Origin of the sequence: Demequina sp. NBRC 110052, from assembly GCF_002090075.1 — a bacterium.
Classification (GTDB): Bacteria; Actinomycetota; Actinomycetes; order Actinomycetales; family Demequinaceae; genus Demequina.
Genome location: NZ_BBRI01000002.1, coordinates 1 through 13,302, shown reverse-complemented (window position 1 = coordinate 13,302; position 13,302 = coordinate 1). Strand labels below are relative to the sequence as shown.

The following is a 13,302-nucleotide window of genomic DNA, read 5'->3' as shown; positions in this document are numbered from 1 at the left end:
CACGTTCCCGCCTAGAATCGACGGGTGACCGACACCGCCGACGCCAGCACCGCCCGTCTCCCCCGCACCGCCGCCGACTTCCTGGGCAGGCACACGCGCGGACTCACGCTTGCGAACATCGCGACCCAGGCGGGCATCATCGTCACGGGCGGCGCGGTGCGCCTGAGCGGCTCGGGGCTCGGATGCTCCACGTGGCCCCAGTGCGAGCCCGGGCAGTTCGCGCCCGAGTTCCACGCGGAGGCGGGCATCCACCCGTTCATCGAGTTCGGCAACCGCACCCTCACGGGCGTGCTGCTGGTCGTGGCGCTGCTGCTCGCGATCGGTGTGTGGAACTCCAGGCCCGACCTCAAGTGGTGGGGACTCGTTCCCGGGATCGGCGTGATCCTGCAGGCCGTCGTGGGCGGCATCACGGTGCTCGTGTCCCTGCACCCTCTCGTCGTCGCTCCCCACCTGTGGCTCTCGCTGCTGCTCGTGTGGCAGGCGGTCTGGCTCGCGCTCGCGTACCGGCGCGCGCCCCGGCGTGTCGGCGCGCCGCTGACGGTGCTGCGCCGCGCCTCCGTGGTGCTACTCGTCGCCGTCCTCTTCCTCGGCGCGCTCACCACCGGTGCGGGCCCCCACTCGGGCGACGCCGACGCGACCGAGCGGCTCGCGCTCGACCCGGCGCTGATCGCCCGTACGCACGCCATGGCAGTGTGGGCCTACGTCGCGTTGCTTATCCTCCTGGTGTGGCGCCTGCGCGGCGACCGTTCCCTCGGCGATCGCGACGAGGTGCGTCGCTCGTGGATCGTGCTGCTCACGGTCACGCTCGCGCAGGCGGCGATCGGCTATCTCCAGTACTTCACCGGGCTGCCCGAGGTCATCGTGGGCACGCATCTCCTGGGCGCGGCTGCGCTCACGGCGGCCCATGCCGCGTTCTTCCACCTTACGAGGGCGAGCCAGGAGCAGGCATGACCGCGCGCGAGGTAACGCTCGGCCACATCGAGGCGGCCGCGAGGGAGCTGGCAGGCGTCGCGCAGCACACCCCGGTCGATCACGCGTCCCACCTGAGCGACCTGCTCGGCGTGCCGACGTACATGAAGCTCGAGAACCTGCAGCGGACGGGCTCGTTCAAACTCCGCGGCGCGACCTATCGACTCTCGCGACTCACCGATGAGGAGAAGTCCCGCGGCGTCGTCGCGGCTTCCGCCGGCAACCACGCGCAGGGCGTCGCGTTCGCCGCACAGCAGCTGGGCATCGACGCCACGATATTCATGCCGCTGGGTGCCCCCGTTCCCAAACTGCTCGCCACGAAGTCGTACGGCGCGTCCGTCATCACGGACGGAGCCACCGTCGAGGAGTGCCTCGCCCTCGCCGCCGAGCACTCACAGCGCACGGGCGCCGTGATGATCCATCCGTTCGACCACGCCGACGTCATCGCAGGTCAGGGCACCATCGGGCTCGAGATCCTGCGCGATGTGCCAGACGTCCAGACGGTCCTGGTGCCCGTCGGCGGAGGCGGACTCATCTCAGGGATCGCGGTCGCCACGAAGGAGATCGCCGCGCAGCAGGGCCGTGAGATCCGCGTGGTCGGGGTGCAGGCCTCTGCATCCGCCTCGCTCCCTGCGTCACTCGCTGCAGGTCACCCCGTGACGATCGACCGCGGCGCGACGATCGCGGACGGCATCGCCGTCGCGAGGCCCGGCGACCACACGTTCCCACTCGTGCGCGACCTCGTCGACGACATCGTCACCGTCGAGGAGGACGACCTGGCGCGAGCCGTGCTGACGTTGCTCGAACGCACCAAGCTCGTCGTCGAGCCCGCGGGCGCGATCGGAGTCGCCGCCATCCTCGCGGGGCTCGTCGCGCCCACAGGCCCCACGGTCACCGTGCTCTCGGGCGGCAACATCGATCCCCTGCTGCTGCAGCGCATCGTGTCGCACGGCCTCGTCGCCGCCGGTAGGTACATGACGCTGCGCATCCCTCTCCCCGACCGGCCCGGCCAGCTCGCGGAAGTGTCAAGGATCCTCGCGGCGGTGGGAGCGAACGTCATCGAGGTGCTGCACACGCGCCACGACCTGGGGCTCACGCTCAACGACGTCGTCCTCCAGGTCGCCGTCGAGACGCGCGGGCCGAACCATCAGGCGGAGGTCATGCAGACGCTCACGTCAGCGGGCTTCTCCCCCGAGGTCGTCGGCGTCTGACGGCACGCTAGCGCTCGAGCCGCGTCGCCTCCGGGCGCAGCCACGGCGCATCGTGAGGCCGCAGATCGGCGAAGCCCGAGCGTCGGGCATGGTCAGCGGCGAGGATGCCGGCGACCGCCGAGGATGCGTGCACGCGGCCCTCCAGGACGGCCGTGACGGCGTCGTCAAGCGGCACCCAGGCGCCGATCATGTCGCGCTCCTCATCGGTGCGCTCGTGCCGCTCGGACTCCGGCACCTCATCGAGGTCGCGCGCGAGGAAGATGCGGACCGCCTCAGAGCTGCCCCCGCCGGAGGGGTAGTAGTCGACGAGGGTGTCCCAGCGCGTGGCCGTGAGATCCGCCTCCTCGTGCAGCTCGCGGCGCGCGGCGTCCACGGGGGACTCTCCCGCCATGTCGAGCAGACCGGCGGGCGGCTCCCAGCATTCGGCACCCACGGGATGGCGATACTGGCGCACAAGGTAGACCTCGTCGCGCTCGTTGAGAGCCACGATCACCACCGCGCCGGTGTGGCGCACGTAGTCGCGCGTCACCACCCGCTCATCGCCCAGGTCCACCTCGTCGCTGGCGACGTCCCAGACCTTGCCGGTGAAGCGCTCATGCGTCGTGCGGACCGGACGGGAGCCCGGCAGGTCGGCCAGCGCGTCGGGCATGCGTCAGGCTCCCGCGACGGCGGCCTGCTCCTCGCCTGCCTCCTCAGCCTGCGACTGGCGCGCGATCGCGGCGCCGATCAGGCCGGCGAACAGCGGGTGCGCCTTGGTCGGCCGCGACAGGAACTCGGGGTGCGCCTGCGTCGACACGTAGTACGGGTGCACGTCGCGCGGGAGCTCGACGAACTCGACGAGCGAGCGGTCAGGAGACTCGCCCGAGACCACCAGCCCCGCCTCCTCGAGCTGCGCGCGGTACGTGTTGTTCACCTCGTAGCGGTGCCGGTGACGCTCGCCCACCGTCGTCGTGCCGTACGTCTCCGCCACGACGGAGCCGGGCACCAGAAGCGCCTTGTACTCGCCCAGACGCATCGTGCCGCCCAGGTCACCCTGGCCGTCCACGATCGCGAGCTGCTCCTCCATGGTCGCGACCACGGGGTGCTTGGTGTCCGGGTCGAACTCGGAGCTCGACGCGCCCTCGAGCCCCACGACATTGCGGGCGTACTCCATGACCATCGTCTGCAGGCCCAGGCAGATGCCGAGTGTGGGCACCTTGTTCTCGCGGGCCCAGCGCAGCGCGCCGATCTTGCCGTCCACGCCGCGCACGCCGAATCCACCGGGCACGAGCACCGCATCGACGCCGCCGAGCGCCTTCTGCGCGCCCTCCGGCGTCTGGCACGAGTCAGAGGGGACCCACCGCAGCGACACCTTCGCATTGTGGTGGAAGCCGCCGGCGCGCAGCGCCTCGCTCACCGAGAGGTACGCGTCGGGCAGGTCGATGTACTTGCCCACCAGCGCGACCTCGACGTGGTCGGCGGGCTGGTGCACACGACGCAGGAGGTCGTCCCACGCGCCCCACTGGACGTCGTGGAACGGCACGTTGAGGCGGCGCACCACATAGGCGTCGAGGCCCTCCGAGTGCAGGATCTTGGGGATGTCGTAGATGCTCGGCGCGTCGATCGTGTTGACCACAGCGTCGGGCTCCACGTCGCACATGAGTGCGACCTTGTTCTTGACCGACGCGGGCACCGGGCGGTCCGAACGCAGCACCAGGGCGTCGGGCTGGATGCCGATGCTGCGCAGGGCCGCGACGGAGTGCTGCGTCGGCTTCGTCTTCTGCTCACCGGAGGGGCCGATGAACGGGATCAGGCTCACGTGCAGGAAGAACACGTTGTCGCGGCCCACGTCGTGGCGCACCTGACGCGCGGCCTCGAGGAACGGCTGCGACTCGATGTCGCCGACGGTGCCGCCGATCTCGGTGATGATCACGTCGACCTCAGGGCCGGCCTGCTCGCGCATGCGGCGCTTGATCTCATCGGTGATGTGCGGGATCACCTGCACGGTGTCGCCCAGGTACTCGCCGCGGCGCTCCTTCGCGATCACTCGCGAGTAGACCTGGCCGGTCGTGACGTTGGCGCTCGCCGAGAGCTTCACGTCGAGGAAGCGCTCGTAGTGGCCGATGTCCAGGTCGGTCTCAGCGCCGTCGTCGGTCACGAAGACCTCGCCGTGCTGGAACGGGTTCATCGTGCCCGGATCCACGTTCAGATAGGGATCCAACTTCTGCATCGTGACGCGCAGTCCGCGCGACCGGAGAAGACGGCCGAGGCTCGACGCCGTCAGACCCTTCCCGAGGGAGGACACGACGCCTCCCGTGACGAAGATGTGACGGGTGACATGGTCCGTATTGGACGAGAATCTCGTGCGCTCCACGGGCTTCAATGCTAACAGTCGTCAGGGGGTGCCGTCGCGCCGGACTCGCCGACGACCGCGCTCACTCCGCCGTTCCTGCGGGAATCAGGTCGCGACCTTCGCCCGCACCGTAGTGGCCAGAGCCCCCGTCGCGCTGCTCCGCGAGCGCAAGAGCAGCGGCGATCCGCCCATACGTCGTGAACGCGTCGACGACGGTGCTCGCACCTGCCGCAGCAGGACTATTGCGAACCGCGGACGCCAGGTCACCTGGCGCCTCCGGCCCGCCAGCGACCACCGCCCCCGTCGCCTCGCCCGTCAGCACGCCCACGGTGCGCGCGACCATGCCCGACGCCGCGGCGAGGGCGTCGTCGTCCGATCCGACGTCGCCGCTCACGATCACGATCGACTCCGCCGGCGACGTCACGGTGCCGTCCACGAGCTCAGCCTGCCGCAGCAGGTCGAGCAGCACCTGTGGTCCGTCGCCCGGCTCGCCCTCGCCGGCGAGCAGCGCCTGCGCGAGCGCGAGCGCAAGCACCTCGTCGGTCGTCTCATCGCCCACCAGGCCGCCGACCGAACCACCGAGCTGGTCCGCCAGCGCTGCACGGAACGGCGCCTGCCCGGCGTCCGTCCACGCCTCATCCAGGGTCACGTCCGCCACCACCTCGGCTCCCGCGACGACGAGCGCATCCCGCACCGCGTCAGCCTGACCGGTCGTCGCGCCCAGCACCGAGACGAGAGCCACGGTCGCGCCGTCGAGCGTGCCGCCCAGCAGCAGCGGCTCGGCCTCCATCGCGAACTGCTCGCCGACGACGCCGCTCAGCTGCGCCTGCTCCACCTGCGCCTCGCCCTCGGCGACCTCCGCCTCAAGCCGGTCGACCTCGTCGTTCAGGTCCCCCACCAGCGCCGTGCGCATCGGCCCCGAGCCCAGGACCACGCCCACCGCGAGAGCAAGGAACACGGCGGCCAGGGAGACCACGTGGTAGCGGAACGAGGTCATGCGTCGAGTCCGATCGCGCGGGCGAGCGACTGCCACGCCCCTTCGATCCACGACTGGCCGCCAGGGGTGACCCAGATCGCCACGCCCAGCGCGAGCAGCGCGGAGGCGAGCAGCGCGAATAGCACCCACCACGGGTAGCGCTGCCGGTACAGGCTCGCAAGCACCGTCGAGTCCACGACGCGGGAACCGGTCTGCAGACGCGCGAGGAACGTCCCCGCGCCCTCACCAGGACGGCCCTCGGCGGACCCGGACTCCAGCAGCTCCGTCAGCGTCGCAGGCACGCCGATCGTCACGATCGCCGAAGCGCCCGCCGCGTGCGCGAGAAGGATCGCGAGGTCCTCGCTCGCCAGCGTCGAGGACACGGCGCTGTGGGGCACGCCGAGAGCATCCACGCGGCTCGCACCTGCCTCTCCACCGGCAGGGTCGTGCAGCAGGACGTGGCCCGCCTTGGTGAGCGCGCGCTCCCCCAGCGGCTCCACGTCGCCCACGATCAGCGTGGCCGGATAGGCGCCATCCAGGACGGTCTGCGCTGCTTCGCCGACCGCGATGATCGCCGGCCGGTGATCGCGCAGGAACGGACGCAGCTCCTTCAGCCGCCTCTGGTGGAGATACCCGGGCGCGACGACCAGCACCGGCCGACCCTCGACCTCGAGCACGGCGTCGGACAGGCCATGGCCTTCGAGCAGAAGCGGAGCCTCGTGCTCCACGAGGTCCATGGCGTTGGCCGCGAACGACGCGAGCTGCACGTGCATGCCTTCCGTCGCGGCCGCGGTCGCGTCGTCGATGTCAGCCTGCGTGAGCCTCACGCCGCTGGCGATCGCAGTGCCGCCTCGCGTCACAGTTCCCTCGGCGTCTACAGCGACCCTGGCTCCGTCCTTGATGCCGAGGACGGCACCGCCTGCGTGGTCGACGACCGCCACGCCCGCATCGAGCAGCACCTTCGCCCCGCCCGCCGGGTACCGCCCCGAGAGCGTGCGCTGCGCGTTGATCACACATGCCGGTCGACGAGCCGCGAGGGCCTCCGCCGAGCGGGCATCGAGGTCCATCACGTCGATCACTGCCACGTCTCCAGGCCGCACGCGCCTCAGCAGCGCCCGCAGGGATCCCTCCACGCGCGCGGGCCCCTGGATGAGGCCGTCGACCTCGCTGGAGGCGACGCGGGAGGAGTCTCGGCTCATGCGGCTCATCGTGCCACGGTGGAGGCCTCCAACAGCTCATATGCGTGGGCGCGTGCCGCCACCGAGTCCTCATGGCCCGAGAGCAGGCGTGCGACCTCCTGCACACGGTCCTCGCCCTCGACGGCACGCACCTGCGAGCGGGTGACGGCGCCGTCCGAAGCCTTCTGCACCACGATGTGCGTGTCGGCGAACGCCGCGACCTGCGCGAGGTGGGTGACCACGAGCACCTGGTGGGTCCGCGCGAGCTCCGCGAGACGCCGTCCGACGGCCTGCGCGGCCTTGCCTCCGACGCCCGCGTCGACCTCGTCGAATACGAACGTGTGGCCCGGAGCGCGCGAGCGGCGCGCGAGGGATACCTCGATCGCCAGCATCACGCGCGACAGTTCGCCGCCCGAGGCCGCCTGCGCGACCGGCAGCGCGGGGGCGCCGACGTGGCCCGCGAGCGTCATGGTCACCTCATCCGCCCCGTGACGCCCCAGCTCCGCTGGCGCAACCTCGACTGCGAAGCTGGCGTCCCGCATCGCGAGCCCGTCGAGCTCCGCGTCCACGTCTGCGGCGAGCTGCGCCGCGGCGGTCCTGCGCCCCTCGGTGACCTCGCGCGCGTGCCGCTCCAGGGACGCACGCGCGGCCGCCACGCCCTCACGCAGCTCGTCAAGCCGCTCGTCCCACGCCTCATCCGCAGCGATCTGGGCGGCAGCGCGCTCGCGGTGCTCGAGCACTCCCTCGAAGTCCGTGCCGAGTCGTCGCATGAGGCCCGCCAGCGCCGAACGGCGCTCGAGGACGGCGTCCAGCCGCATCGGGTCGGCGTCGAGGCGATCCAGGTAGGAGCCGAGCTCCGTGGCAATGTCGGCCGCCGAGTACGAGATCTCCGCGAGCCGCTGCTCAAGCTCCTCGAGCGCTGGATCGTGGCGCGACGCTTCGGCAAGGGCTCGCCGCGCTGCCTCGACCGCGACGACCAGCGAGAACTCGCCCTCGCCGTCGACGGCCTCGCGCGCACCGGCCACGCCCTCGCGCACCGCCTCGGCGTTCTGCAGCACTGCGGCCTCAGATGCGAGAGTGTCGTCCTCCCCCGGCTGAGGGCCCACCTCGTCGATGGCGTCGAGGTCGTCGCGCAGGCGTGCCGCCTCGGCACGAGCGGCGTCCGCACCCTCCACCATGGCTTCCAGCGCGTGGACCGCGTCGCGCCACGCGCCGTACGCCTCGCCGACGCGCCGCACCGCATCGAGGTGCTTCTCCCCCGCGTACTCGTCGAGCAGGGACCGCTGATGGGCGCCGCTGCGCAGGCGCTGCTGATCCGCCTGTCCGTGCACCGTCACCCACGCGGACGAGACCTCCGCGAGCACCGACTGCGGAACCGAGCGGCCACCGATCACGGTGCGGGAGCGCACCGTCGCACCGACGGACCGGCTCACGATGACCGTGCCGTCGTCATCGAGCGCAACGCCAGCCTCGTCCAGCTGCGCGGCCTCAGGCGAGTCAGCAGCGACGTCCACCACGGCCTCGGCGACAGCGGCCTCGGCACCGGTGCGCACCGTCGCCGGTGTGGAACGCGATCCGAGGATCATGCCGAGCCCCGTCAGGACCATCGTCTTCCCGGCACCCGTCTCACCGGTCACGCAGGTCAGTCCGGGGCCGAGCTCGAGACGTGCCGACTCGATGACTCCCAGATTCTCGATCGAGAGCTCGTGGAGCACTAGCGCTCCTCCTCGTGCACGCGCGCGTGCCCATCGCCCCGCCAGCCGGTCGTGGGCAGGTGGAACTTCCGCACGAGCCGCTCAGTGAACGGCGCATCGGACATGCGAGCGAGACGCACCCTCTCCGATCCGTACCGGACCTCGACACGACCGCCGGGAGCAAGGTCGAAGGTCCGCGAACCGTCGAGGACGACATGGCCCGAGGTCGACGACCGCTCGACTACCTCGACCGCGAACACCGAGTCGGGTCCCACGACAAGAGGACGCGCGAACAGTGCGTGTGCGGCCAGCGGCACGAACAGCAGGCCGTCCACGTTCGGCCACAGCACGGGACCTCCACCGGAGAACGCGTGGGCAGTCGAGCCAGTCGCGGTAGCGACGACCACGCCGTCGCAGCCGAAGCTCGACAGCGGTCGCCCATCCACCTCGACGGCGACCTCCAGCATCGTGCGCGGGTTCGCGCGTTCGATCGTGGCCTCATTGAGCGCCCACGCGGTCTCAGCAGAGCCGTCGGGCGCGATCACCGTCACGTCGAGCGTCCCACGCTCCTCCACCTCATAGTCGCCGCTCGCGAGACGCTGCGCGGCGTGCGCGACGTCGTCTCGCTCGAGCTCGGCGAGGAAACCCACGTGACCCATGTTGACGCCCAGCAGCGGTATGCCCGCGTCACGTGTCAGGTGCGCGGCGTGCAGCATCGTGCCGTCGCCGCCGAGCACCAGCGCCGCCTCAATGGGCGCATCGACCGCGGCGTCGAAGGCCGTGCACGACTCGACGCCCGCACTCGTGAGCGCAGCACGCGCGACCGAAGCGGCAGCGACCGTGTCAGCCCGATGCGGGTTCGCGACGATGAGGATCCTGCGTGTCATGAGTTCCTCCCCACGTCGTCGGAGCTGAGCACCTCGCGGACCACGGCCTCCCTCGCCTCATCCTCGTCGAGAGTGGGCCAGCCCGGGTCCGCATCCATATCGGTCCTAGCCTGCCACGGACCACCGACCCACACGAAGAACTCCACATTGCCGTGCGGACCAGGCAGGGAGCTGCGTTCCACGTGGCGGACGTGAAGCCCCGCGCGCACGCATGCTTCGATGACGCCGCTGACCGCCTCAATCCTGAGTGCGGGGTCAGTGACGACGCCACCGTTGCCCAGACGCTCACGGCCCACTTCGAACTGAGGCTTGACCATGAGCAGCATCTGGGCATCCGGCGCGGCGAAGTCCACGAGCGCGGGAACGACCAACTGAAGCGAGATGAACGACAGATCGGCGACCACAAGGTCGCAGCCGGCACCGTCGTCCGCCGCGGTCAACTCGCGAACGTTGATACCCTCGCGCACCGTGACGCGAGGGTCGCTCGCAATGGCCGGAGCGATCTGTCCGTGGCCCACGTCGACGGCGTGCACGTGGGCCACGCCACGCTCGAGGAGGACCTGCGTGAACCCGCCCGTCGAGGCGCCCGCGTCGAGTGCGTGGGCGCCCGTGACGTCGAGCCCCAAGGGCTCGCATGCATCCAGCGCCCCCGCGAGCTTGAACGCCGCACGGGAGACGTACCCCGCCGGCGCTTCGACCTCAACAGTCGAATCCGACGAGACGTCGAAGGCGGGCTTGATGACCACGGCGCCGTCCACACGGACGCTCCCCGCGCGGATCAGTTCGGTGGCGTGCGAGCGCGACCGAGCGAGGCCACGCTCAGGAAGAGCGCGGTCGAGGCGCATCCGCCCCTCAGCTGTCGTCGCGCAGACGCGAGGAGAGCGACTCCTGAATCTTGTCGAAGAACTCCGCCTGCTCGTTCAGGTCCGACGGCATCTCGGTAACCGAGCGCAACGCCTTCTTGACCTCATCCGGGTAGTCGACCTCGCCCAGGGGCTTGCGGTGCTCGTTGATCTGTCCCATGGTGTCAGGCTACTCCGAAGTCAGGAACCGACTCAAGATCGAGCGGTCGACCTGCGTCCGCACTCGCCCATGCGGCAGCACATGCCGCGCGGATCTGGTCGATCGCCGACCCTCCTGCCACGACGAGCCGGCCGTCCTCGACGGAAGCCGACGCGCCACCGACTGTCCACCGGTCCCCCTCGCGGACGGGCGCGGGATGCGCCAGCGCAAGCCCCGTGAGGTCCTCCGCGATGTACGACGGGCGGTGCTCTGGCGGCGCCAGCACGGCGTCACGTGCCGTATTGACACCGGTCAGGACCAGCAGGCCTCGATAGCCCGCCGCACGGGCCCCCTGCAAGTCTGTGTCGAGGCGGTCGCCGATCATCACCGGGTTCTCCGCACCCGCACGTTCCGCGGCGAGGTGGAACATCGCGGGCTCCGGCTTGCCTGCCGCTGGCGGACGTACACCAGTCGCGGTGACGATGGCCTGCACCAGCGCGCCGTTTCCCGGCGCGATTCCGCGTTCGTTGGGAATCGTGAGGTCCAGGTTGGTCGCCACGTGGATCGCGCCACGCTGCACCGCGTACGCGCCCTCCGCGAGGTCCCGCCAGCGAAGGTCAGGGTTGAAGCCCTGGATCACCGCGTCGGGGGCATCGTCCGCGGACTCCACGATCTCGTAGCCGAGCTCAGCGACCGCAATGCGCAGCCCCTCGCCTCCGACCACCAGCACCCGCGCGGGTGCCTTCAGCTGCTGCGCGAGCAGCAGCGCGCCTGCCTGCGCAGCGGTCATCACCTCATCGGTCGACGTCGGCATCCCGAGTGACGTCAGGTGCTCCGCGACGCTCGAGGGCGGACGGTTGGCGTTGTTCGTGACGTACATGACCCGCATGCCAGCAGTCCGCGCGTCGGCCAGCGCCTCCGGAGCGGACTCCACGGCGTGCGGCCCGCGATAGACGACCCCGTCAAGGTCGACGAGCGCCACATCGTGGAACTCCTGCAGGGGCGCGGACGTGCCCTTGAGATCGCTCAACGAACTCATTCGCCGTCGTCCTCGCTCCCCCGGGTCGCGCCATCACCCACGATGTCGCCGTCACCATCAGCGACCTCGACCGACTCGTCACCGTCGTGCTCATCGAACTCCTCGGGAAGCTCAGCCGTGTCGTAGAGAATCACGTCCTCCTCAGGTTCCTCGACATCCGCAGGGTCCGGCAGCTCCGCCTCGATGGCGGCCGCCTCGTCCTCCCGGCCGAGAGCACGGAGCGTCTGCGCGCGAGCTTCGAGCACGCGCAGCCGCAGCTCTTCGTTCGGTGCCTTGATGCGGTTGAGAAGCACGAGTGCGGCATCGGCCTCGCCCAGATCCTGGCGCGCACCAGCCACGACGATCTCAAGCTCGACCCGACCGACCGCGTCCAGAGACTTCGCCCCGTCCTCCTGAGCAAGCGCAAGCGCACGCTCGGGCCGACCCAGGCCGCGCTCGCAGTCCGCCATGAGCGGCAGGTGATCATGCAGGCCGTTGAGTCGGCGCACCGTACGGAACTCGCGGAGCGCTTCCGCGTAGCGACCCGTCGCGTAGGCGGTCAGCGCCGCGGCCTCACGCACCACGTCCACGCGTCCCCCACGCTGCGAAGCGACCTGCGCGTGACGGTACGCGAGCTCAGGATCCGTGTCGATCAGATGCCCCGCCATGATGAGGTGCCGGCCCACATCCTCGGCATTGTCCTTGCTGAGCGTCCTCAGACGTGCGCGCACCTCGCGGTCGAGCTGGGCGTACGTGACCTCCTCGGGAATCTCCGGAGCATCGATGCGCGGGCGCAGCGCACGCTCTGCCTGAGGCGGACGCGAGGCCGGTGCCTCTCCTCCGCCGTCCCGACGCGGCGCGCGCGTCCTATTGTCGCGGTCGCCCCGCTCGTCGCGGTTGCCGTAGGAACGCCGGCCGCCATCACCGCCATTGCGGTCGTTGTACGGGCGGCGCTCACCGTCGCGCGAACGGTACGGGCGATCACCGCCGGAGCGCTGCTCGCCATCGCGCGAGCGATAGGGGCGGTCGCCGCCAGAGCGCTGGCCGCTGTCACGATTGCCGAACGAGCGCTGCTCACCGTCACCCGAACGATACGGGCGATCGCCACCGGAACGCTGCTGACCATCACGGTCATTGCGGTCGTTGTACGGGCGACGCTCACCGTCACGCGAACGGTACGGGCGATCGCCACCGGAGCGCTGCTCACCGTCACGCGAACGATACGGGCGATCGCCACCAGAACGCTGCTGACCATCGCGGTCATTGCGGTCGTTGTACGGGCGACGCTCACCATCACGCGAGCGATAGGGGCGATCGCCACCAGAACGCTGCTGACCATCGCGGTCATTGCGGTCGTTGTACGGGCGACGCTCACCATCACGCGAACGGTACGGACGATCACCACCGGAACGCTGCTGACCATCACGGCCATTGCGGTCGTTGTACGGGCGACGCTCACCGTCACGCGAACGGTACGGGCGGTCACCACCAGAGCGCTGGCCACCGTCACGGTTGCCGTACGAACGCTGCTCACCATCACGCGAACGGTACGGGCGGTCACCGCCAGAACGCTGCTCACCATCACGCGAGCGATAGGGGCGATCACCACCAGAGCGCTGGCCACCGTCACGGTTGCCGTACGAACGCTGCTCGCCATCACGCGAACGGTACGGACGATCACCGCCAGAACGCTGCTGACCGTCACGGTCATTGCGGTTGTTGTAGGGGCGACGCTCACCGTCGGGCGAACGGTACGGGCGGTCGCCACCGGCGCGCTGGCCGCCATCACGGTTGCCGTACGAACGCTGCTCGCCATCACGCGAACGGTACGGACGATCACCGCCACGGCGGCCGTCGTTGCGGTTCGAACCAGAACGGGGACCCTGCCCGTCGCGACGGGGACGTCGCTCGTTGTCGTCCCTGCGGGGGCGCTCGTCATCGTGGGGCATGGTGTTCCGTTCTCGCTGTTCAGGTATGTCTATTGTGAGGCAAACGACGAAGGGCCGCCCATCGTTGGGCGGCCCTTCGTACTAAA

General features: G+C 70.4%; 13 protein-coding genes. 3 read left to right on the top strand and 10 right to left on the bottom strand.

Features of this window, described 5'->3' with window-relative positions; all coding sequences use genetic code 11:
• Positions 1 to 24 precede the first annotated feature (24 nt).
• Entirely contained in the window at positions 25 to 951 is a 927-nt protein-coding gene (locus B7K21_RS00065; protein WP_084072905.1) for a heme A synthase, read from the top strand.
• The gene (ilvA, locus tag B7K21_RS00060) at positions 948 to 2,180 is read left to right on the top strand and encodes a threonine ammonia-lyase (protein ID WP_084072904.1); all 1,233 of its coding nucleotides are present in this window, start codon (positions 948 to 950) and stop codon (positions 2,178 to 2,180) included. Before B7K21_RS00065 ends, ilvA begins: the two co-directional genes overlap by 4 nt.
• 7 nt (positions 2,181 to 2,187) lie before the next feature.
• On the opposite strand, the gene B7K21_RS00055 is transcribed toward ilvA, so the two are convergent.
• The 10 genes from B7K21_RS00055 to B7K21_RS00015 all read right to left on the bottom strand — a co-directional run bounded on the left by B7K21_RS00055 (position 2,188) and on the right by B7K21_RS00015 (position 11,953).
• Entirely contained in the window at positions 2,188 to 2,829 is a 642-nt protein-coding gene (locus B7K21_RS00055; RefSeq protein ID WP_084072903.1) for an NUDIX hydrolase, read from the bottom strand.
• Positions 2,830 to 2,832: 3 nt separating this feature from the next.
• The gene (locus B7K21_RS00050; RefSeq protein ID WP_084072902.1) at positions 2,833 to 4,533 is read right to left on the bottom strand and encodes a CTP synthase; all 1,701 of its coding nucleotides are present in this window, start codon (positions 4,531 to 4,533) and stop codon (positions 2,833 to 2,835) included.
• 61 nt (positions 4,534 to 4,594) lie between these two features.
• Entirely contained in the window at positions 4,595 to 5,509 is a 915-nt protein-coding gene (locus B7K21_RS00045) for a copper transporter (RefSeq protein WP_084072901.1), read from the bottom strand.
• Complete coding sequence (gene steA / locus B7K21_RS00040) at positions 5,506 to 6,687, bottom strand: putative cytokinetic ring protein SteA (protein WP_084072900.1); 1,182 nt, start codon at positions 6,685 to 6,687, stop codon at positions 5,506 to 5,508. Before steA ends, B7K21_RS00045 begins: the two co-directional genes overlap by 4 nt.
• Positions 6,688 to 6,692: 5 nt before the next feature.
• Positions 6,693 to 8,381, bottom strand: a complete 1,689-nt coding sequence (gene recN / locus B7K21_RS00035; protein WP_084072899.1) for a DNA repair protein RecN — start codon at positions 8,379 to 8,381, stop codon at positions 6,693 to 6,695.
• Entirely contained in the window at positions 8,381 to 9,247 is an 867-nt protein-coding gene (locus B7K21_RS00030; protein WP_084072898.1) for an NAD kinase, read from the bottom strand. Before B7K21_RS00030 ends, recN begins: the two co-directional genes overlap by 1 nt.
• Complete coding sequence (locus tag B7K21_RS00025; protein WP_084072897.1) at positions 9,244 to 10,092, bottom strand: TlyA family RNA methyltransferase; 849 nt, start codon at positions 10,090 to 10,092, stop codon at positions 9,244 to 9,246. The genes B7K21_RS00030 and B7K21_RS00025 overlap by 4 nt, the downstream gene beginning before the upstream one ends.
• A gap of 7 nt (positions 10,093 to 10,099) precedes the next feature.
• A complete protein-coding gene (locus tag B7K21_RS12515; protein ID WP_159448364.1) occupies positions 10,100 to 10,270 on the bottom strand; it encodes a hypothetical protein in 171 nt (56 codons plus the stop codon).
• 4 nt (positions 10,271 to 10,274) lie between these two features.
• Positions 10,275 to 11,288 carry an HAD-IIA family hydrolase gene (locus tag B7K21_RS00020; protein ID WP_084072896.1) on the bottom strand — a complete coding sequence of 338 codons (1,014 nt, stop codon included), beginning with the start codon at positions 11,286 to 11,288 and terminating at the stop codon, positions 10,275 to 10,277.
• Entirely contained in the window at positions 11,285 to 11,953 is a 669-nt protein-coding gene (locus B7K21_RS00015) for a tetratricopeptide repeat protein (RefSeq protein ID WP_084072895.1), read from the bottom strand. The genes B7K21_RS00020 and B7K21_RS00015 overlap by 4 nt, the downstream gene beginning before the upstream one ends.
• Here B7K21_RS00015 and B7K21_RS00010 point away from each other — a divergent pair.
• The coding region (locus B7K21_RS00010; RefSeq protein ID WP_144015995.1) for a hypothetical protein at positions 11,942 to 13,302 on the top strand (1,361 nt) is incomplete at its 3' end. The two genes, B7K21_RS00015 and B7K21_RS00010, sit on opposite strands and share 12 nt — an antisense overlap.

Coding starts and splice junctions, on each gene's coding strand:
- B7K21_RS00025 (WP_084072897.1), bottom strand. CDS start 10,092: ATGCGCCTCGACCGCGCTCTTCCTGAGCGTGGCCTCGCTCGGTCGCGC.
- B7K21_RS12515 (WP_159448364.1), bottom strand. CDS start 10,270: ATGGGACAGATCAACGAGCACCGCAAGCCCCTGGGCGAGGTCGACTAC.
- B7K21_RS00030 (WP_084072898.1), bottom strand. CDS start 9,247: ATGACACGCAGGATCCTCATCGTCGCGAACCCGCATCGGGCTGACACG.
- B7K21_RS00020 (WP_084072896.1), bottom strand. CDS start 11,288: ATGAGTTCGTTGAGCGATCTCAAGGGCACGTCCGCGCCCCTGCAGGAG.
- B7K21_RS00055 (WP_084072903.1), bottom strand. CDS start 2,829: ATGCCCGACGCGCTGGCCGACCTGCCGGGCTCCCGTCCGGTCCGCACG.
- ilvA (WP_084072904.1), top strand. CDS start 948: ATGACCGCGCGCGAGGTAACGCTCGGCCACATCGAGGCGGCCGCGAGG.
- B7K21_RS00045 (WP_084072901.1), bottom strand. CDS start 5,509: ATGACCTCGTTCCGCTACCACGTGGTCTCCCTGGCCGCCGTGTTCCTT.
- steA (WP_084072900.1), bottom strand. CDS start 6,687: ATGAGCCGAGACTCCTCCCGCGTCGCCTCCAGCGAGGTCGACGGCCTC.